The organism is Nocardioides massiliensis, assembly GCF_030811215.1.
Classification (GTDB): Bacteria; Actinomycetota; Actinomycetes; order Propionibacteriales; family Nocardioidaceae; genus Nocardioides_A; species Nocardioides_A massiliensis.
This window is the reverse complement of sequence record NZ_JAUSQM010000001.1, coordinates 3,414,685-3,433,741: the sequence shown is the minus strand read 5'-3', so window position 1 is coordinate 3,433,741 and position 19,057 is coordinate 3,414,685. Positions and strand designations below refer to the sequence as shown.

At 71.7% G+C, this 19,057-nt stretch carries 16 protein-coding genes; 6 read left to right on the top strand and 10 right to left on the bottom strand.

The window, feature by feature from the left end:
* Positions 1 to 6: 6 nt before the first annotated feature.
* A complete protein-coding gene (locus J2S59_RS16920; protein ID WP_306825318.1) occupies positions 7 to 1,056 on the bottom strand; it encodes an IS110 family RNA-guided transposase in 1,050 nt (349 codons plus the stop codon).
* A gap of 242 nt (positions 1,057 to 1,298) precedes the next feature.
* Positions 1,299 to 3,086, bottom strand: a complete 1,788-nt coding sequence (locus J2S59_RS16915) for a DEDD exonuclease domain-containing protein (protein WP_306825317.1) — start codon at positions 3,084 to 3,086, stop codon at positions 1,299 to 1,301.
* Between the two features lie 136 nt (positions 3,087 to 3,222).
* Here J2S59_RS16915 and J2S59_RS16910 point away from each other — a divergent pair, with 136 nt between their 5' ends.
* The 6 genes from J2S59_RS16910 (at position 3,223) to J2S59_RS16885 (ending at position 9,928) form a co-directional block, all read left to right on the top strand.
* Positions 3,223 to 4,566, top strand: coding sequence for an NYN domain-containing protein (locus J2S59_RS16910; RefSeq protein ID WP_306825316.1), 1,344 nt, complete (start codon positions 3,223 to 3,225; stop codon positions 4,564 to 4,566).
* 114 nt (positions 4,567 to 4,680) lie between these two features.
* Positions 4,681 to 4,887, top strand: coding sequence for a hypothetical protein (locus J2S59_RS16905; protein ID WP_370871503.1), 207 nt, complete (start codon positions 4,681 to 4,683; stop codon positions 4,885 to 4,887).
* A 220-nt stretch (positions 4,888 to 5,107) separates the two neighbouring features.
* Positions 5,108 to 6,115, top strand: a complete 1,008-nt coding sequence (locus tag J2S59_RS16900; protein WP_181641857.1) for a C40 family peptidase — start codon at positions 5,108 to 5,110, stop codon at positions 6,113 to 6,115.
* An 18-nt stretch (positions 6,116 to 6,133) separates the two neighbouring features.
* The gene (locus J2S59_RS16895; protein ID WP_306825315.1) at positions 6,134 to 7,453 is read left to right on the top strand and encodes a basic secretory protein-like protein; all 1,320 of its coding nucleotides are present in this window, start codon (positions 6,134 to 6,136) and stop codon (positions 7,451 to 7,453) included.
* Positions 7,443 to 8,744, top strand: a complete 1,302-nt coding sequence (locus tag J2S59_RS16890) for a M48 family metallopeptidase (protein ID WP_306825314.1) — start codon at positions 7,443 to 7,445, stop codon at positions 8,742 to 8,744. Before J2S59_RS16895 ends, J2S59_RS16890 begins: the two co-directional genes overlap by 11 nt.
* A 5-nt stretch (positions 8,745 to 8,749) precedes the next feature.
* Positions 8,750 to 9,928 carry a glycosyltransferase family 4 protein gene (locus J2S59_RS16885; protein ID WP_246360266.1) on the top strand — a complete coding sequence of 393 codons (1,179 nt, stop codon included), beginning with the start codon at positions 8,750 to 8,752 and terminating at the stop codon, positions 9,926 to 9,928.
* A gap of 1 nt (position 9,929) precedes the next feature.
* On the opposite strand, the gene J2S59_RS16880 is transcribed toward J2S59_RS16885, so the two are convergent.
* The 8 genes from J2S59_RS16880 to cpaB all read right to left on the bottom strand — a co-directional run bounded on the left by J2S59_RS16880 (position 9,930) and on the right by cpaB (position 19,017).
* Entirely contained in the window at positions 9,930 to 10,163 is a 234-nt protein-coding gene (locus J2S59_RS16880; RefSeq protein WP_068120196.1) for a Flp family type IVb pilin, read from the bottom strand.
* A 372-nt stretch (positions 10,164 to 10,535) separates the two neighbouring features.
* Positions 10,536 to 11,171 (bottom strand): response regulator transcription factor, encoded by a 636-nt coding sequence (locus J2S59_RS16875; RefSeq protein ID WP_068120197.1) that lies wholly within the window; start codon positions 11,169 to 11,171, stop codon positions 10,536 to 10,538.
* Positions 11,168 to 12,760 carry a sensor histidine kinase gene (locus J2S59_RS16870; RefSeq protein ID WP_068120199.1) on the bottom strand — a complete coding sequence of 531 codons (1,593 nt, stop codon included), beginning with the start codon at positions 12,758 to 12,760 and terminating at the stop codon, positions 11,168 to 11,170. Before J2S59_RS16870 ends, J2S59_RS16875 begins: the two co-directional genes overlap by 4 nt.
* Before the next feature lie 48 nt (positions 12,761 to 12,808).
* Positions 12,809 to 13,747 (bottom strand): type II secretion system F family protein, encoded by a 939-nt coding sequence (locus J2S59_RS16865; protein ID WP_068120201.1) that lies wholly within the window; start codon positions 13,745 to 13,747, stop codon positions 12,809 to 12,811.
* A 1-nt stretch (position 13,748) separates the two neighbouring features.
* On the bottom strand, positions 13,749 to 15,701 hold the full coding sequence (locus J2S59_RS16860) for a type II secretion system F family protein (RefSeq protein WP_068120203.1): 1,953 nt from the start codon (positions 15,699 to 15,701) through the stop codon (positions 13,749 to 13,751).
* Positions 15,698 to 17,083 (bottom strand): TadA family conjugal transfer-associated ATPase, encoded by a 1,386-nt coding sequence (locus J2S59_RS16855; protein ID WP_068120205.1) that lies wholly within the window; start codon positions 17,081 to 17,083, stop codon positions 15,698 to 15,700. Before J2S59_RS16855 ends, J2S59_RS16860 begins: the two co-directional genes overlap by 4 nt.
* Before the next feature lie 5 nt (positions 17,084 to 17,088).
* Complete coding sequence (locus tag J2S59_RS16850) at positions 17,089 to 18,270, bottom strand: CpaE/TadZ family protein (protein WP_306825313.1); 1,182 nt, start codon at positions 18,268 to 18,270, stop codon at positions 17,089 to 17,091.
* 21 nt (positions 18,271 to 18,291) lie between these two features.
* Positions 18,292 to 19,017 (bottom strand): Flp pilus assembly protein CpaB, encoded by a 726-nt coding sequence (cpaB, locus tag J2S59_RS16845; RefSeq protein ID WP_068124525.1) that lies wholly within the window; start codon positions 19,015 to 19,017, stop codon positions 18,292 to 18,294.
* Positions 19,018 to 19,057 lie beyond the last annotated feature (40 nt).

Below are 19,057 nucleotides of genomic sequence, written 5' to 3'. Positions count from 1 at the left end.
CCTATGTCAAGCGGCTGTGGCGAGTCCAGCCGCCACGTCGCTCGAGGGGTTGTTCTTCAGGGTCTGGAAGACGACTCGGGCGAGTCGTCTCTTGAGGCAACGCAGTGCCTCGGTCTTGGAGTCTCCGGCGGCCAGCCGCTTGTCGTAGTAGGCGCGGCCGAGGCCACCGAGACGTATCTGGGTGACGGCGATGCGGTGGAGTGCCGCGTTGAGCTGTCGGTTGCCGGACTTGTTGTGGCGGACCCTGCCTCTGGTGCGTCCGGACCAGACAGGGATCGGGGCGACACCGGCGTGCATGGCGTACTTGGCGTCGCTGGCGAACCGGTCGATCCCGGCGGTCTCCCCGAGGATCTTGGCCGCGGTCAGCGCTGCACAGCCGGGCAGTTGGACCAGTTCGGGCGCCCGGGTCTTCACCAAGGCTGTGATCTCGCGTTCCAGGTCATCGATGACCGGGGTGACCCGGTCGATGTCGGCGAGAATGTCGCGGGCCAGCCGGGCGTCGATCCCCGCCTGGCCAGCCAGCCATGCGGCCAACTGCCGACGGGTCTTGGCCCGCTTCAGCGCCTTCGACGCAGGATTGCCGGGGGCGATGCGGTGCAGGTGCCAACGCAGCCGGTTCATCATCCGGGTCCGCTCACCGACCAGGTCCTCACGCCGATCCACCAGCAGCTTCAGCTCCCGCGACTCCTCGTCGTGGCTGGCGATCGGCAGGTCGGGCTCGCGCAGTGCGGCACGGGCGACCGCGAGCGCGTCGATCGGGTCCGACTTACCCCGGGTGCGGGCGGTGCGGCGCTGCTCGGCCATCAACTTCGCAGGCACCCGCACCACCTGCTCGCCGGCCTCCAACAAATCCAGCTCGAGTCGTGCCGAGAGGTGACGGCAGTCCTCGATCGCCCACGTCAACTCGTTCCCGAACCGCTCCCGGGCCCAGCAGATCGCCTTGTCGTGCCCTTTGCTCACGGCCTTGACGGTGAGCTCCCCGACCTTGCGGCCGCCCTCGTCGACCGCGACGAACGTGTGCGTCCGCTTGTGCACATCCGAACCAACAACAACCATGGTGGTTGCCTCCTTCTCACTGCGAGTGACAGGACGGTTGGGCCGGTCGGCGGACACATCTCAGTGGGGGCGATGCCACGCTCCTATCAAGTCACGCCGGCCGGCTCCTTCACACCCGGTGCCGGCAAAACCCATGCACGCCAGACACGACGTCGGCAGGCAACCTATGAGCCAGACACCGGATGCTCAGGATCCAACCAGCCGCAGGTAGCGGCGGCCATCACCCTGACACTGACCTCAACCTAGCGCGCAGGCTGGTGCACCGGCGCGAGGCTGCGGCGCTCGTCGAACGGCACGACCGACCGCTTCGAGGCGTCCACCGCGTCGTGCTGGGCGAGGTGGCGGGCGGCGCCGTCGAGCGGCCAGGTCCAGGCGCCGTCGAGGTGGACCAGGCGTACGCCGTCGGACTCCAGCCAGCGGGCGATCAGCGCGGTCTCCTCGGCGGTGGCCGCGGGCAGCGGGCCCGGCCCGGGCAGCACGGTCTCGGCGCTGGCCTGCAGTCCCTGCACCCAGTCGCCGGCGTGCGCACCGGCGGGGATGACCCCAGCGGCGGCGAGCCGGCCATGGCGGACGACGTGGACACCCCAGCGTCCGTCGCGCTCGCGGCGCGCGGCGACCAGCTCGGGGCACGCAGCGACCGCACGCAGTCGTTGGTAGCGCGCCACCGAGCGCACCACGGTCGCCAGTCGGTCGCGCTGCAGGGCCGCCTCCTCGTAGCGCTCGTCGGCCGCAAGCGCGCTCATGCGGGTCGTCAGGGTCGCGACCACGGGGTCGATGGACCCGGTCACGCACGTGCGCAGCTCGGTTACCAGCGCGGCGTAGGCATCGGCGTCGGCGGAGGAGTCGCAGGGGGAGAGGCAGCGGCCCATCTCGGCGAGCGCGCAGGCGCTGCCGCGACCGACGGCAGGGAGCCGGCCGCTGCACTGACGGATCGGGAAGGTCTCGTGGAGTGCGGTGCGCACCGTCTCCGCCGTACGCCGTGAGCGGAACGGTCCGAGGTAGGTGGCGTCGTCGTCGCGCACCGCGCGCACCAGGGAGAGCCGCGGCCAGGGCTCCTGGGTGACCTTGAGCCAGTGGACGCGGTGCGGACGGCGCGAGCGGCGGTTGTAGCGCGGGGTGTGCTCGGCGATCAGCCGCAGCTCCCGGATCTCGGCCTCGAGCGCGGTGGTGCATGTCACGTAGTCGACGCGCTCGGCCAGGCCCACCATCTCGCCCATCCGGGAGCGGGTCTCGGAGGCGGTGAAGTAGGAGCGCACGCGGGTGCGGAGGTCGCCGGAGGTGCCGACGTACAACACCTCCTCCTTGGGTCCCCGGAAGAGGTAGACGCCAGGGGCATGGGGGAGCGCCTCGGCCAGGTGGCGCTTGCGGCGCTGGGCGGTGCTGACCCGGGTCGAGAAGGACTGCAGCTCCTCGAGCGTGTGGACGCCGAGCCCGCCGAGGCGACCGATCAGCCCGTGGAGGACGTCCACGGTCGCGCGCGCGTCGGTCAGGGCACGGTGGTCAGGTGTCGTCGCCGACCCGAAGACCCGCGCGAGGGAGGACAGCTTGCAGTTGGGCGCGTCGTCGCGGGTGATGACACGGCGCGCGAGCAGCGCGGTGTCGACCACCTCGAACCGCGGCCACGCGTAGGCGTGCTGCTCGGCGAAGTGCCGCAGGAACCCGACGTCGAACGGCGCGTTGTGGGCCACGAGCACACACCCGCGCGCGAAGTCGAGGAAGTCGGGCAGGACCGCCTCGATCGAGGGCGCTCGCGCCACCATCGAGTCGGTGATGCCGGTGAGCACGGCGATGAACGGCGGAATCGCGGTGTGGGGGTTGACCAGGGTCTGGAACTCGCCGAGCACCTCGCCGCCTCGGACCTTCACCGCGCCGATCTCGGTGATCATCGACCCGCCCGCGGCCGATCCGCCGGTCGTCTCCAGGTCGACCACGCAGAAGGTCAGGTCGCGCAGCGGGCGCCCGAGCTCGTCGAAGCCCCGCTGGGTCTCCCAGCGTGTGGCGCGGACGTCCTCCCCGGTGGTTGCTGACATGGCGCAGACCGTAGGACGCGGCACCGACAGTCGGGCGGCGGCGCGCGCGTGACCCGCTAGATCGCGTCAAGCCCGGGTCGGATCTGCGGGGTGCCCACTACGCTGGAGGGCGGCGAAGACCTGGGGAGGTGAGCGCATGGAGGCCTCGGTCCCGAGTCCCGGCGAGGTAGCAGTGCTCACCGACGCCGTGCGTGCCCGCGCCGCGACGATCGCCGCGGAGGCGCTGGGCGACATGCCGGCCGCCCACGTGCCGGTCGCGCTGCGACGGGTGGCAGTCTTCGCGCCCTCGCGACGGGCCAAGCTGGCCGGGCTGCAGGTGCTCACCGTCGCGGCGAGCGACGAGGAGTTCCGCGAACGGCTCGCTGTGCAGGTGCGCGCGAGCCATCCCGACGAGCTCAACCTGCTGGAGAAGCCGCTGGCGGCCGGCGAGCCGGTCGACCTCACGGCGGTCGCTCCGGCGGACGCCGCCGCGCTCCTGTGGCTGGTGCGCCCGGAGGGTTGGCAGGACGCCATGGCACGTGCGCTGACGGCGCTGGGGGAGCAGCAGCAGGAGCTCGTGGTCACGCGCGCGGAGACCGAGGCTCAGCGCCTGCAGGCGCGGTGGGACGAGTCGGTCGCGGAGCTGCGCACAGCCCGCGAGGAGCATCGCGCCCGCACCGGAGAGCTGAAGCAGGAGAACGCCGACCTGCGCCGCAAGCTGGGAGAGGTGCGGCAGCGCGTTCGCCAGGCCGAGGAGGCCGCGACGTCGTACGCGCAGCAGGTCGAGACGGTCCGGGCCGAGGCGGCGGCAGGCGCTGCGGACGCAGCGGCGGAGATCCGCCGGCTGCGGGCGCGCGTCGCCGAGCTGGAGCAGGCGGTGGCCGCGTCGCGGCGTACCGAGCGGACGGAACGCCAGACCGAGTCCGCCCGGGCCCGGCTGCTGCTCGACTCCCTGATCGACGCCGCGCAGGGCCTGCGTCGCGAGCTCGCGCTGCCGGCCGTCGAGGCGACGCCCGGTGAGCGCTGGGAGGCCGAGGTCGTCGGCAGCGTGGATGAAGGGCGTACGACGGGGGTCAGCGCGGTCGAGCAGCCCGGGGACCTCGCGGCCCTGCTCGCGCTGCCGCGGGTGCGCCTCATCGTGGACGGCTACAACGTCTCGAAGACCGCGTGGCCGGTGCAGCCGCTGGCCGCGCAGCGCGACCTCCTGCTGTCCGGCATGGCCGGCGTGGTCGCGCGTCACGGTGCCGAGACCACGGTGGTCTTCGACGCCGCGGACTCGACCTCGCGGCCGACGTTGAACCCGCCCCGCGGGGTGCGCGTGCTGTTCAGCCCCGTGGGGGTGATCGCCGACGATGTCATCCGCGACCTCGTGGCCGTCGAGCCGCCCGGACGGGCCGTCCTCGTGGTCACCTCCGACCTCGCGCTGGCTGCCGACGTCCGCCGCTCGGGGGCGCGGGTCGTGGAGGCCGCCGCGCTGGTCGGGCTGCTCGCCCGAGGCTGAGTGCGGGCTGACTGCGGGCTGACTGGGGCTGACTGGGGCTGACTGTCGGTGCCACCTGCCAGGGTCTGGGACGTCAGCTCGACCGACTTCCCCCGACGCCCCCTGGAGGTGGCGATGAACGTGCGCATCGACTGTGACAGCTGTCTGGTCCGTGGACCGGCCTGCTCGGACTGCGTGGTGAGCGTGCTGCTCGGACCACCCCCGGCCGTGGGCTTCGACGACGACGAGCGCGCGGCGCTCGACGTGCTCGCCGGGTCGGGGCTGGTGCCGCCGCTGCGGCTGGTCACGGCGGTGGCGGGACCGGAGAGCGAGAGCGCCTGACCGGCGATGCTGGGACCAGTGGGGCTGATGGTGCAGATGTGACCAGAGGGACGCGATTTTTGCCCACTGACCGGGAGGGGCGCGTTTGCCGGGGGTGGGGGCCCGGCTTAGGGTAGGGCGCGGTTCACGAACCTTTCACGCTCCTGTTGTGCCACTTCCCCGGGCCCTCTGGTGCGTGCCCCCTGTTGCACCCCCCGAAACGTACGGAGATCCCCCCGACGTGTCCCCCGCACGGAAGCGCACGCGCGCGGCTGCTGTGATCGGTGGTGTCGCCATGACGGTGACGCTCGCCCTGGTCAACCCCCTGCCCGGCTTCGCCGAGCCCGACGTCGACGACGTCCGGGTCAAGGTCGAGACGCTCTACAAGCAGGCGTCGGAGGCCTCCGAGCGCTACAACGACGCCCGGGTCGCACGGACCAGCGCCCAGAAGCGGCTGCGCAGCCTGCGCGCCGACCTCGCGCGCCAGCAGGAGAAGGTCGACGGCCTGCGCGACGCGGTCGCCTCGTCCCTCGTGCGCGACTTCCAGGGCCAGGCGCTCTCCACCACCTCGCGGATGGTGCTCTCCGAGGACCCCGACGCGTTCCTCGAGGACCTTTCGGCCGTCTCGACCTTCAACGACCAGCGCAGCCAGATGATGGCCGAGTTCACGGTGCAGCTGCGCCAGCTCGACGTACGCCGCAAGGCCACGGAGGGCGAGCTCGCAGCGCTGAAGAAGCTGGAGAAGACGCTCGCGGCGGAGAAGGCTGCGGTCGACGAGAAGGCGGCCGAGGCCGAGGACCTGCTCGACACCCTCGAGGCCCGCGCCGCAGCGCTCACGATCGGACCGGCGAGCCGTTCCGCGGAGCGCGCCCCGATCACGATCAAGGACGTCCCGGTCTCGGGTCGCGCCAAGGCCGCGGTCCAGTTCGCGCTCGCGCAGGTCGGCAAGTCCTACGTCTACGGCGCTGCCGGCCCGAGCTCCTTCGACTGCTCCGGGCTGACGATGTCAGCCTGGGCTGCCGCGGGAGTCGCCCTTCCGCACTCCTCGAGCGCGCAGATGGGCGCGACGACGCCGATCTCCACCTCGCAGTTGCAGCCGGGCGACTTGGTCTTCTACTACAGCCCCGTCAGCCACGTCGCCATCTACATCGGCAACGGTCAGATCGTCGACGCGGCGAACCCCTCCACCGGCGTACGGATCGCGGGGGTCTCCTCCATGCCGATCGCCGGCGCCGGACGGCCGGGCTGACCCAGCCCGCGGTCGCCGATGACGTCGGACCCTGAGCTGCGCACGGCGCGGCTGCGTCGCGCTGCCATCGCGATCGCCGTGGTGCTCGCGCTCGTCGCCGTCCCGGTGGTGGTGTGGCGGCTCAGCGGCGACGACCCCGTCGTCGACCCCGCCACCCCCGCGTCACTCTCGACGGCGGCCACCGGCGGGCCGGACAAGACCGCGACGCGTTCGGCGCAGGGCACGGCGGTCGTGCAGGCGCTCGTCTCTGCGATCGGCACCGAGGGTGCCGACATCGACCGGCTCGCCGCGCCCGGTGACAACCGCGCCCGCGACCAGCTGCGGGGGATCGCCGAGGCCAGTCGCGCGCTGGGCATCCAAGGATGGAACGGCCGGTTCGTCACCGACGATCCGTCCCTCCGCACGCACGACGCCCGGACCTGGGTCGGGCACGCGGAGTTCTCCGCGGAGGTGCCGGGACGCGGGCCACTGCGCTTCGAGACCGCGCTGCGGATCGTCGAGACCGCCGACGGGCCGCGCTTCGCAGGCAGCGGTGCGACGGCCGTCGAGGGCGAGAAGGTCGGCGCCGCGCCCGCGTGGTGGAACGAACCGCTGCGGGTGCGCCGGGAAGGTCGGGTCACCGTCCTCGCTCCCGCGGCGGCTGCCGCGAAGAACCTCGTCGCGCAGAGCAAGCGTGCGCTCCGCCAGGTCGATGCGGTGCTGCCGGGGTGGAAGGGCCGACTCGTCGTCGAGCTGCCCGTCAACCAAGCCACGACCGAGAACGCGCTCGACGCGGCGCCGGGCAGCTACGCCGGCATCGCCGCCGTGACCACGCGGCCCGTCGGCGTGCAGGCGGAGTCCGAGGCGGCGTACGTCCTGCTCAACCCGCCGGTCTGGGGCGGACTCGGCCCGCGTGCCGCACAGGTCGTGCTCACGCATGAGGCCGTGCACGTGGCGCGAGGTGCGACGCGGACGCCGGCGCCGCTGTGGGTCGTCGAGGGGGTCGCCGACTACGTCGCGCTGCGTGACGGTGGGGTGCCCGCCCGGCGGTCTGCCGCCCGCTTCCTCGACAAGGTCCGCGACCAGGGCCTGCCGCGTCGGCTTCCGACGGAGGAGGACTTCGACGCCCGCCGCCAGGGGCTGGGTGCGACGTACGAGTCGGCCTGGCTCGCCTGCCGGCTGATCGCGCAGACCTACGGCGAGCGACGCCTGCTGCGCTTCGCCGACGCCCTCGACGACGGGATGTCGCTGGAGCGGGCGTTCCGCTCGGAGCTGCGCACGACCAAGCGGGCGTTCGTCCAGGACTGGCGAGCCCACCTGGCCCGGCTCGCAGGGATCGAACGAGGCCGTGTCTCCTGAGGACCGCTCCGCCCGGCGGATCGCCTGGGTGGTCACCGCGGTCGGGGGCCTCGCCTTCATCGTCGCGGCCTGGTGGTGGGTGCCGTGGGGCTGGGTGCCCGGCGTGCGCGTCGAGGCGGCTGACCCATCGGCGCTGTTCACCGCCGAGCAGGTCGCCCGCGCCGAGGAGTACGCCGGCGTGCGCCGCGTCCTCGGCTGGGTGGCGACTGCAGTGTCGCTGGCGGTCGCCGGCTGGCTCGCGCTGTCGCGGCGGGGGCAGTCGTTGGCGCGGCGCGGTGGGGGACCGTGGCCGGTGCGCGTGGTGCTGGGTACGGCGATCGTGCTGGCCATCGGCCGCCTCGTCGTGCTGCCGGTCTCCGCGGTGATCAGGCAGCGCAACCTCGACTACGGGCTCAGCACCCAGAGCTGGGGTGGGTGGGCGACGGACGTCGCGCGGGGGTACGGCGTCGACCTCGTCGCAACCACGCTGGCACTGCTCGCGCTCGTCGGGCTGGCGCGGGCGTTCCGTCGGCTGTGGCCGTTGCTGGTCGCGCTCGGGGCCGGTGTGCTCGTGCTGATCGGGTCGTTCCTCTATCCCGTGCTGATCGAGCCGGTCTTCAACGACTTCTCCACGATGCCCGACTCCCCGTTGCGCGCCTCGATCCTCGAGATCGCCGATCGCGAGGGTGTCGAGATCGACGACGTGCTGGTCGCGGACGCCTCGCGTCGCACGACCACGCTCAACGCCTACGTGTCCGGGTTCGGCGACACCCGGCGGGTGGTCGTCTATGACACGCTCCTCGACGGGCTCACCGAGGAGCAGGCCGAGGTGGTCATCGCGCACGAGCTCGCCCATGCGCTGCACGACGACGTGCTGCTCGGCACCTCGCTCGGGGCGCTCGGCGCGCTGGCGGCGAGTGGTCTGCTGGCGGCGGTGCTGCTGGCGCCGGGGGTACGGCGGCGGGCGCGGGTCGAGGGACCCGGGGACCCGGCCGTCGTGGCGTTGGTGCTGTTCGCGTTCGCGGTCGGGTCGTTCGCGGCGAGCCCGGTCGAGAACGGCATCAGCCGCGCGATCGAGGCTCGCGCCGACGTGACGTCGCTCGAGGTGACGGGGGCGACGGATGCGTTCGTGGCGATGCAGCACGAGCTCTCGACGAGGTCGTTGGCCGACCCGGAGCCGCCCGCCTGGAGCCGCTGGGCGTTCTCCAGCCACCCGACGGCGCTGCAGCGGATCGGGCTGCTCGAGGCGCTGGGGCTAGCGTGGGAGTTCGACCCGGCGACCGACGGGTCGGCGGCGTCTCAGAAGGAGTGAAGAGCGTGGGTCGAGTGCTGGTCGTGACCAACGACTTCCCGACCCGCCGCGGCGGCATCGAGACCTTCGTCCTGCAGCTGTGCCTGCAGATGGACCCCTCCGAGGTCGTGGTCTACACCGCGTCGATGCCGGGCGACCGGGAGTACGACGCGACCCTGCCCTTCCCGGTGCACCGCGACCCCACCAGCACGTTGCTGCCGACGCCGGCGGTCGCGCGACGGGTGAAGCGCGTGCTGCGGGAGGAGGGCTGCGACCGGGTCGTCTTCGGAGCGGCCGCGCCGCTCGGACTGCTCGGGGGAGCGCTGCGCAAGGCGGGCGCGGAGCGGATCGTCGCGATCACCCACGGGCACGAGGTGTGGTGGGCGCGGGTGCCGGGCGCGCGGCAGCTGCTGCGCCGCATCGGCGATCACGTCGACGTGATGACCTATGTCAGCGAGTGGTGCCGCGACCGCATCGCACCCGCGCTCTCACCAGCGGCGCGTGGGCGGATGGCACAGCTCTCGCCCGGGGTCGACCTCGACGCCTTCCAGCCGAACTGCGGCGGCCGCGAGATCCGCGAGCAGCTCGGGCTCGCACCCGACGTGCCCGTCCTTGTGTGCACCGCCCGGATGGTCCGCCGCAAGGGCCAGGACATGCTCATCCGTGCCTGGCCGCAGATCCGTGCCCAGGTCCCGGGAGCCGTCCTGCTGTTGGTCGGGGACGGTCCCGACCGCAACCGACTCGAGCGGCTGGCGTGGGAGTACGGCGTACGGGATGCGGTGGTGTTTGCCGGCTCCGTGCCGAGCGACCAGATGCCGGCCTGGACCGACGCGGGCGACGCCTTCGCGATGCCGTGTCGCACGCGGTTGTTCGGGCTCGAACCCGAGGCGTTCGGGATCGTGTTCCTCGAGGCGGCCGCCTGTGGGCTGCCGGTTGTCGGAGGTGACTCCGGCGGCGCGCCCGAGGCGATTCGGGCTGCCGGGGGTGTGGTGGTGGAGGGACGGTCGGTGGGTGCGGTTCGCCGTGCTGTCATCGACGCGCTGCACGGACGACGCGGTCGCGATGCTGCTGGCGAAGCAATTGCCCCGGAGACGACGCCGCCCCCCGCCCAAGATCTCTCCTGGACGAGGGTCGGCGTTATTGCGCAGCTGTTCCTAGCTCACACGAAGCGTGGAGTCTCCGGGTGTTCCGCCAGCAAGACGTGACTCAGGGCGTCTTGTCGCAGCCGCCGGTCCCCGCCGCGCCCTTGCCGCCAGCCACCTTGTTGCAGGTGTCGTCGAAAATCCCAGTGATGAAGTCCCCGAGGAAGAACACGGTGGCGACGATGACTGCAGCGATGCCCGCGATAAGGAGACCGTACTCGACGGCGGAGGCGCCGCGCTCGTCGTCCTTGCGAGCGCCGAAGGTGGAGATGAAGAAGGCTTCGATGAAGTTCAGCATGATCAGGGGTCCTCTCCCGGAGGTGTGGATGGCCGCCGACCTCCCGCGGCCGACACTTCACAATTCGGCGGATGACCTCCCGACCTGACCGGCGATCGCACGAAAGGCGCGTAGTCCATTCGGGCTATGCGCGGACGCCGATCGGTTGAGCGGCGTTGGTCGAGTGCCGGCGAGGGGCTACCCGAGCCGGTGTATCGAGACCGCGCGGGGTGGGTGGGGCGTGGTCTCGATACACCCCTCACTTCGCTCGGGGCACTCGACGAGCCCGGGGGGCTCGGATCTCGATACACCGGTCTCGGCTATCGCCTCGACCGGCACTCGATCAGCCAGGGGGGTCTCGGCTATCGCCTCAACCGGCACTCGATCAACGAGTCACTGCTGGAGCTCGGTCAGCATCCCCATGCGCATGGCAGTGACGAGGGCCTGGGCGCGGTTGGCGGCGCCGAGCTTGTCGTAGATCTTCGCGATGTGGGTCTTTGCCGTGGACTCGCTGATGAAGAGCTTGGTGGCGATGGCGGTGGTGTTGAGACCCTCGGCGAGCAGGTCGAGGACCTGGCGCTCGCGGTCCGACAGCTGCGGGGTGGGGGAGTTCATCCGGCGGATCATGGCGTCAGGGAGGCCGGCACAGGTGAACGAGGCGGGCGAGACTGCGGCGTGCCGAGCGGCGGAGACGACGTCGTGGGCGGGGGCGTCCTTGCCGACGAAGGCGGAGGCGCCGGCGTCGAGGGCGGCGAAGATCTGCTCGTCGCCGGAATACATGGTGAGGACGACCAGCCCGAGGTCCTTCCGCTTCCCGCGCAGCTCGCGGACGATGTCGAGGCCGCTTCCGTCGGGCAGGCGCAGGTCGGTGACGACCACGTCTGGCTTCGTGTCCTCGACCGCGCGCAGACCACCCTGCACGGTGCCGGCCTGGGCCACCACGGTGAGCCCGTCCGCCCGCTCGAAGGACCGGGCCAGACCCTGGCGGATCAGTTCGTGGTCATCGATGAGCACAACCTTCGTCGTCAAGAGACCTCCTCGTGCTCGGGGCGGAGAACCGTGACCGATCCGGCCGCTTGCGGCTGACTGTAGGGGTGGTCGTGCGATGCGTCGAGGCGGACACTCAACGTCGTACCCCGCATCTGGCCTCCGTCGCTGAGCTCGAGGTCGGCGCCGATGCGTGCGGCGCGCTCCTGCATGATCCGCAGGCCGTGGGAGTCGGCACGTCCCTCGCCGAGCCCGTGGCCGTCGTCGCGGACGACGATCTCGGCGTACGGCGGGTAGACCGTGCACCGCACCCAGAGGTTGTGACCGCCGGAGTGCTTGCGGGCGTTGTTCATCGCCTCCTGCGCGATGCGCAGCAGCTCCTGCTCCACGTCGGGGCGAAGGCGATGCGGCGCCTCGTCGAGGGTCAGGTGCACGGTGAGGTCCGAGCGCGAGCCGATCTGGCGGGCGAAGGCCGACAGCGCGGAGCCCAACCCCTCGGTCGACTCCACCCGGTTGCGCAGGTCGAAGACCGAGAGCCGCAGCTCTGCCACGACCCGGGTCAGCTCACCGCGCAGCTCGCGGATCCGTTCGATGCGCTCGTCCTCGTCCTCGGCGAAGAGCAGGTCGTCGACCAGGTAGCCGAGCGAGGCGACGTCCTGCGCGATCCCGTCGTGCACCTCGCGCGCGAGCCGCTGACGCTCCTCTGCGGTCGCCTCGCTGCGCACGCTGTCGAAGAGCAGCGCCGTGTCCAGCCGTAGCGCCTCGGGCGCGAGCTCTCGCACCACCGCGGCGACCGCGTGCCCGGCCGGTGGCTCCTCGCAGTCGACGACCAGCACCCCGACCACGCGGTCGTCGGCGCGCAGCGGCAGCGCCTGCCGGCGCCCGCGGTTGACCATGTTGCCGGTCTTGATGCACCGCCGCACGAGCGAGTCGATGTCGGTCAGGGCCTCCGAGGCCTCACGCGAGGAGAACGACAGCGGCAGGGGAGCGGAGTCGGCATCGCCGCGGATGATCACGGCGCAGTGCAACGCGTCGAGCCGGTCGGTCGCCTTGCCCATGATCCGGTCGGTGACCGAGATCGGGTCGAGGCCGTCGGTGAGGCGGGAGGACAGGTCGCGCAGCTGCGCGAGCAGGGCGCGGGCATCGCGGTACGACGCGTCGACCTGGCCGTGGACCTTGGCCTGAGCGCGCAGCTGGGCACCGACCACACCGAGCCCGGCCCCCACGGCGATCCAGGTGATGGCGGAGCGCCAGAACGCCGCCTCACCGACCGTGCCGGCGATCGAGGTCATGAGCAGCAGCGCGGCCGCCTCGCTGACCACGGTTGCGATCGACCAGCGCCAGCCGCCGTGCACGCCGGCGACGAACGCCATGGCCGCCAGGTAGGGCAGCATCGTGTCGGCGTTGACCATGGTCGAGCCCACCAGCAGCGCCGCGCCCGTGCCCTCGCCGAGCGCGACGATCCGCGAGCGCAGCTGCGGTGCGGCCTCGAGCATGAGCCCCGCCGCGGCCAGCGCCGTACCCAGGATCAGGGTCTGGAAGACCCCCGCCCCGGGGGTGAGCAGGGCGAGGCCCAGCATCAGGGCGAGGCCGAAGGCTCGCGCCGCGGCGGTGATGCGCTGCACGTTCATGACGTGCCCATCATCACCCGAACCACGCGCGCGTGGGTCACATCTCGGTCACATGCGTCCCGAGAAGCTGTCCATCACGCTGATCACGGCCGGCCCGAGCACGGCGATGAACAGGCACGGCAGGATGCAGAAGATCAGCGGCACGAGGATCTTCACCGGCACCTTCTGCGCCTGCTCCTCTGCCCACTGGCGTCGCTTCGTGCGGATCTCGGTCGACTGCACGCGCAAGACCTGGCCGATCGGGATGCCGAACGAGTCGGCCTGCACCATCGCCGAGACGAACGAGCGCAGCTCCGGCAGCGTCGTCCGGTCCGCCAGCGAGCGCAGTGCTTCCGTGCGTCCGCGGCCGATCTGCATCTCCTGCAGCACCCGGGCGAACTCCTCGCTCAGCGGACCCTCGGTGTTGCGGGCGACGTACGACAGGGCCGCGTCGAAGCCGAGCCCGGACTCCACCGAGATCGTGAGCAGGTCGATGGAGTCGGCCAGGCCCTTGCGCAGCTCGGCATCGCGGTCGTAGGCGCGCTGGTAGAGATAGAGGTTCGGCGCGTTGAAGCCGGCCAGGGACGCGATGACCACGAACCCGAGCGTCGGACCGAAGCCGAGACCGAGCATCAGTGAGAGCAGCAGGCTGATCACCAGCGCGGCAACGAACCCGATGACCTTCAAGGCCACGACCCGGTCGATCGTCCAGCCACCCGGGTTGCCGGCGCGCTCGAGCTTCTCGCGGAGCTTGATGTTGTAGTCCGCGGGCGTCAGGCGCCGCCCGGCCGTGAGCGCGCGACCAAGCAGGGGGTCGACGACCCGCTGACGGAAGGGCTGGTCGAGCTCCTGCTCGCGCATGGCCTCGGGCGCGGAGGTGAGGGCCTCCATCACGGCGAGCGAGCGGTTGACGCCGGGCGTCTCGCGGGTGAGCGCACCGGCCGCGATCAGGCCGAGCAGCAGGGCAGTGAAGACGCAGGCGACGCCTGCGACGAGCAGCAGTGTCATCTCACACCTCCACCTTGATCACGCGCGACATCCAGAAGGTCCCCACGCCCAGCAGGACGGCGGCGAGCCCGAGCATCACCCAGCCGCGCGGGTCGGTGAAGAGCGGCCTGACGTAGTCACCGCGCACGGCGACGAGGTAGACCAGGAAGCCGGGCGGCAGGCCGCCGAGGATCCATGCCGACAGCCGGCCCTCCGCGGACAGTGCGGAGACGTGGCGGCGCAGGTACTCCCGCTCCCGCAGCGTCGCCGCGACCGTCAGCAGCAGCTCGGCCAGGTTGCCGCCGACCTCGCGCTGGATTCGCACGGCCATGACGACCCACGCGAAGTCCTTGCTCTCCATGCGTACGGCGACCTCGTCGAGCGCGTCCTCGAGGTTCACGCCGAGGCGGTTCTCCACCAGCACCCGCCGGAACTCGCCGGCGATCGGCTCCGCACCTTCCTTGACGATGGTGTCGACCGACTGCGTCAGCGAGAGGCCGGCCTGGAGGCTTCCCGCCATCAGCTGCAGGGTGTCGGCGAGACCCGCCTCGAACGCCTTGCGGCGCCGCGAGCGGCGGATGCCGAGGTAGGTCCAGGGCAGGATCACCCCGAGCACGCCGAAGAGCACGAGCAGCACCGGGCTGCCGGAGCCGAGCAGCAACCCGAGCATCGCCGCCCCCACGGCGATGCCGCCGTGCAGGAGCACCCATTCGGCGGGCTTCAGCCCGATAGCCGCGCCCTCGAGCCGGTCGGCGATCCGCGCCTCGAGGGTGCGGTTGCCGGCCAGTGCCTGGGCCGTGGCGTCCTTGGCATGGGAGAAGACGTTCGCCGGGGCCAGTGACGCTGCGGCGGACCGCGCGGGGGTGCGGTCGGCCCCCGTGGCAGCCGTCCCCTCCGCGCCGTACGCCGCGATCTGGTCGTCGAGGTCCTCGCGCCGCCTGCCCTCCGTGCCCCCGGCGACGGCGGCATAGATGAGGAAGGCGAGCGCGACGCCCACCGCGACGAGCGCACCGAGCATCAGCGGCTGCGGGATCTGCCCACCGCTCGCCGCAGGGGCGGGTGCCGCCGGGGCAGGTGCCGGAGCGGCCTCGGCTTCCGCGGTCTCGGTACGCACCTGGGCGAACGCACGCGCGCTCAGCTCGCCGTCCGGACCGTCGAGGGTGACGCTGAGGTCGCCCTCGCGGCTGGCGTCCGCGGGCAGGGTCGCGCGCACCTCGACCTGGCGGGCCAGGTCGCGCGAGGCCGCGGCGAAGAACGTGGTCAGGCTGGCCGGCGTCGGTGCCTCCAGCACCTCGCCGTTGCCGGCCTCCGCCAACGAGCGCAGGACGGCGACGGCTCCGGGGCGTTGCTGCAGCGCGATCACGTCGACCGTGGCGTCCGTGGCGCCGATGCTCGCCACGGCGTCCTCGACCGTGGTCGCGGAGGTGTCGCGGCCGTCGGAAAGGACGAGCACAGTGCGCTGTCCCTCCGTGCCAGCGGCCTCGAGCGCTGCGGTGATGCCGTCGTAGAGCAACGTGCCCTGGCTCAGCGTCAGGCCGTCCAGCACCGCCTGTGTAGCGTCCCGGTCGAGCGTGGGCTCCTGCGCGACGACGACCTCGCCGGCGTACGACACAACCCCGACGCGCACGTCGTCGGGCACGGTCGACAGGAACGCGGACGCGGCCTGCTTGGCGGCGGCGAAGCGTGCGCCGCGCATGCTGTTGCTGGTGTCGATGGCCAGCACCGTGGTGCGCTCGACGCTGACGCCGGTGTCGGTCTGCTCCGCGGTGGCGGCGAGCTCCTGGCCGTCGAGGCTGACCGTCACCGTCGCGGGGTCGACCTCGACCCCAGCAGGCACGGACACGAGCACGCGCACGGTGTCGTCGCCGGGCTCGACGTGGTCGATCGCCAGCCCCGGTGTGGGTACGGCGTACGCCGCTCCCGCGCCGAGCAGGGCGAGGAGCAGGAGGAGGGAGGCGAGGTGGCGCAGCATCATCGTGGGTCCGTCGCGAAGATCATCGGGTCGACGGTGACGTTGTATTGCGCCAGCTTGTCGAGGAACTTCGGCCGCAGGCCGGTGCCGCGCAGACGGCCGAGGGAGCGTCCCTCGGCGTCGAAGCCCGCGCCGTGGTCATAGACGAAGACGTCCTGCAGCGTGATGATGTCGCCCTCCATCCGCTCCACCTCGGTGATGTGGGTGATGTGGCGGCTGCCGTCGCGGAAGCGGGTCTGGTGGACGATTAGGTCCACGGCCGAGGCGACCTGCTCGCGGATCGCGCGGATGGGCAGGTCCATGCCGGCCATCAGCACCATCGTCTCCAGCCGCGACAGGGTGTCGCGCGGACCGTTGGAGTGCAGCGTCGCGAGCGACCCGTCGTGACCGGTGTTCATGGCCTGCAGCAGGTCGAGCGCGGAAGCGTCGCGGACCTCACCGATGACGATGCGGTCGGGCCGCATGCGCAGTGAGTTGCGGACCAGGTCGCGGATGGTGACCGCGCCCTTGCCCTCGATGTTGGCCGGGCGCGACTCCAGGCGCACCACGTGCTCCTGGTGCAACTGCAGCTCGGCGGCGTCCTCGATCGTCACGATGCGCTCGTCGTGGGGAATGAACGACGACAAGACGTTGAGCGTCGTCGTCTTTCCGGCACCGGTGCTGCCGGAGACGATGACGTTGAGCCGTCCCCGCACGCAGGCCTCCAGGAAGTCGGCCGTGCGCTGCGAGAGCGACCCGAAGGAGATCAGGTCGTCCGCGGTCAGCGGGTCGGCGGAGAACTTCCGGATCGTCAGCGCCGAGCCGTCGATGGCCAGCGGCGGCACGACCGCGTTGACGCGGCTGCCGTCGGGCAGACGTGCGTCAACCATGGGGCTCGACTCGTCGACGCGGCGTCCGATGCGGGAGACGATCTTGTCGATCGTGCGGCGCAGGTGTGCCTCGTCGTTGAAGCGCGCATCGACCCGCTCCAGCCGGCCAGCGCGCTCGATCCAGATGTCGGCGTGGCCGTTGACCATGACCTCGGTGAGGTCCGGGTCGCGCAGGAAGGGCTCGATCGGGCCGTAGCCCAGGATGTCGTCGATGATCTCCTGGGTGATGCGCCCACGGTCGGCGGCGGTCAGCGGCTGGTTGGACCGGCCCATCACGTCGCTGAGCGCGTTGCGCACCCGGTCGTCGAGCTCCGACTGCGGCATGTCGGCGTCGTACAGCTGCGGTCCGAGCTGCTGGAGCAGCTCCTTGTGTACGCCGCTCTTGAGCTCCTCGAACCGGTCGCTGTCCGGGGGCACGGGCGCGCGGCGCTTGCCGGCTGTGGTGGAGAGCGCGGGCTCGGGGTCCGGGGCTTGGGGGCGCTGCGCGGCCGCGAGGCGCTCGCTGAGGGTGCTCACGGTGACTACCTCCGGGAACGGGCGAATCGACGGGGCTTGGTGTCGGCAGCCGCTGCAGGCGCGTCAGCGTCGACGGTGGGCGCGCCGACGAGGCGGTCGGCGAACGTCTTCAGCTCCTTGCTCACCGGGTGGCCGGGGTGGGAGAGCAGGATCGGTCGCCCGGAGTTGGTGGCGCTGGCGACCTCCACCGCGGTCGGCAGGCTGACCGTGACTGGCAGGCCGAGGATGGACTCGACCTTGTCGACGCTCAGGCCCACCTCGGCATCGGCCCGGTTGAGCACGAGCCAGCGATGACCCGGCGCAACCTGCAGCAGGTCGAGGGTCTCCATCGCGATCTTGACGTTCTTCAGCGTCGGAACATCGAGCGTGGCGACCAGGACGCACTCGTCGGTCTCGTCGAAGGCCTGCAGCACGTGCTCCTCGAAGCTCGGCGCGGTATCGACGACGACGTAGTCGAAGTTGTCCTTCAGCGTCCGCAGCACCCGGCCCACGAGGCTCGCGCGGATCCGGTCCTTGGCGTCGGGCTGGGTCGGCGCCGCCAACACCATGAGGGAGTCCTCGTGGCGGGTCAGCAGGTTCTCCAGCATCTCGAAGTCGAGGTGGTCCTCGACCGGGACCGCCTCGTAGATCGTGTGGTGGGGGAACAGCTGCAGGGTGATGGCGACGTCGCCGAAGGCGAGGTCGAGGTCGACCAGGCAGACGCGGCGACGGCCGCCGTCGGACAGCGCGAGCGCCAGGTTGACCGCGGTCGTGGTCTTGCCGACGCCGCCTTTGGGGGAGAAGACCGTGACCTGCTGACCGCGCTGCGGGGAGGTCGACGCCTCCACGCCGTGGATCGCGGACCAGACCTGCTGGGCGCGGTCGACGGCCGCGGCGAGCCGTTCGGGCTTCGCGGTGTCCACCACGTCGCGTACGCCGGCGTCCATGCACGCACTCAGCACGTCGGGGTCGACGCCCTCGCGCACGACGATCACGGAGATATCGGGTCGGCGGATCCGGATGCTGTCGGCGAAGTCGGTCGCCTCGTCGAGGGGTACGGCGGGCCCGAACACCACGGCGTGCACGTTGCTGTGGGTGTCCATGTGGGCGGACAGCTCCGCGGCGGTGGCGAGGGTGGGGGTGCGCGGGGGGAGGGCCGCGGCCACCCCCGGCGGCAGCGGGGTGTCGGCGTTGACGACGACAGGCATCAGATCACGTCCTCGGGAGGGTCAGAAGAGGTTGCGCACGTCGACGCCCGGGCCGGGGGTGACCTCGGAGTCCTCGGTCAGCAGACCGAAGGCGAGCTCGCCGGATGTGGAGCCGAAGAGCACCTTCTCGGCCTGCTTCTGCGTCAGCGCGAGGGTCAGCAGGGTGCGGGGGAGCTGCTCGGTGGTCTGGCCGCCGGACCCATCGGTGGTCGTAGTCGGGACGACCGAGGTGGTGCCGACACCGATGACGGTGACCCGCGGCAGGAGCATCCGCGTGTAGGCGCCCTGGGGTCCGTTCTGCGCGGTGAGGAAGATCGAGACCTCCGCGCCAGGGTTGACGAAGCCGGCGACGCGGGCGGGGTCGGACAGGTTGACCGAGATCGCCATCATCCCCTCGGGGATGGTGAGGACCTCGGTGGCGGCGGCGGTGCCGAACCGGCTGTCGAGGATCTGCTCGCCCGGGTAGATCGTGGTGAGCGCCACCGAGCCGGTCATCCCGTCGGTGTTGGTCCGGGCACCGTCGAGGACCGCGTTGCGGCTCACGGTCCCCATCTCGAGCTTGCCGGCCGCTTGCGCCGCTTCGATCGACTCGCCGGCGGCGATCACGTCCACGGCCCGCAGGACCGAGACGGCGTCGAACTGCTCGTTGGCGCGTTCGTCGACGCTGCGGACGTAGAGGAACACCAGCAGGGTCCCGACCGCGGCGATGGCTGCGGCGACGATGAGGAGGACTCGTCGACGATCCATGGAGAGAACTTCCCTTGCGTCCAGCGGCGTGCGCGCACAG

Bases quoted from the DNA above. Each gene is read 5' to 3' on its own strand.
- J2S59_RS16920 (WP_306825318.1), bottom strand. From the start codon at position 1,056: ATGGTTGTTGTTGGTTCGGATGTGCACAAGCGGACGCACACGTTCGTC.
- J2S59_RS16915 (WP_306825317.1), bottom strand. From the start codon at position 3,086: ATGTCAGCAACCACCGGGGAGGACGTCCGCGCCACACGCTGGGAGACC.
- J2S59_RS16910 (WP_306825316.1), top strand. From the start codon at position 3,223: ATGGAGGCCTCGGTCCCGAGTCCCGGCGAGGTAGCAGTGCTCACCGAC.
- J2S59_RS16905 (WP_370871503.1), top strand. From the start codon at position 4,681: ATGAACGTGCGCATCGACTGTGACAGCTGTCTGGTCCGTGGACCGGCC.
- J2S59_RS16895 (WP_306825315.1), top strand. From the start codon at position 6,134: ATGACGTCGGACCCTGAGCTGCGCACGGCGCGGCTGCGTCGCGCTGCC.
- J2S59_RS16880 (WP_068120196.1), bottom strand. From the start codon at position 10,163: ATGCTGAACTTCATCGAAGCCTTCTTCATCTCCACCTTCGGCGCTCGC.
- J2S59_RS16870 (WP_068120199.1), bottom strand. From the start codon at position 12,760: ATGAACGTGCAGCGCATCACCGCCGCGGCGCGAGCCTTCGGCCTCGCC.
- J2S59_RS16865 (WP_068120201.1), bottom strand. From the start codon at position 13,747: ATGACACTGCTGCTCGTCGCAGGCGTCGCCTGCGTCTTCACTGCCCTG.
- J2S59_RS16860 (WP_068120203.1), bottom strand. From the start codon at position 15,701: ATGATGCTGCGCCACCTCGCCTCCCTCCTCCTGCTCCTCGCCCTGCTC.
- J2S59_RS16850 (WP_306825313.1), bottom strand. From the start codon at position 18,270: ATGCCTGTCGTCGTCAACGCCGACACCCCGCTGCCGCCGGGGGTGGCC.
- cpaB (WP_068124525.1), bottom strand. From the start codon at position 19,017: ATGGATCGTCGACGAGTCCTCCTCATCGTCGCCGCAGCCATCGCCGCG.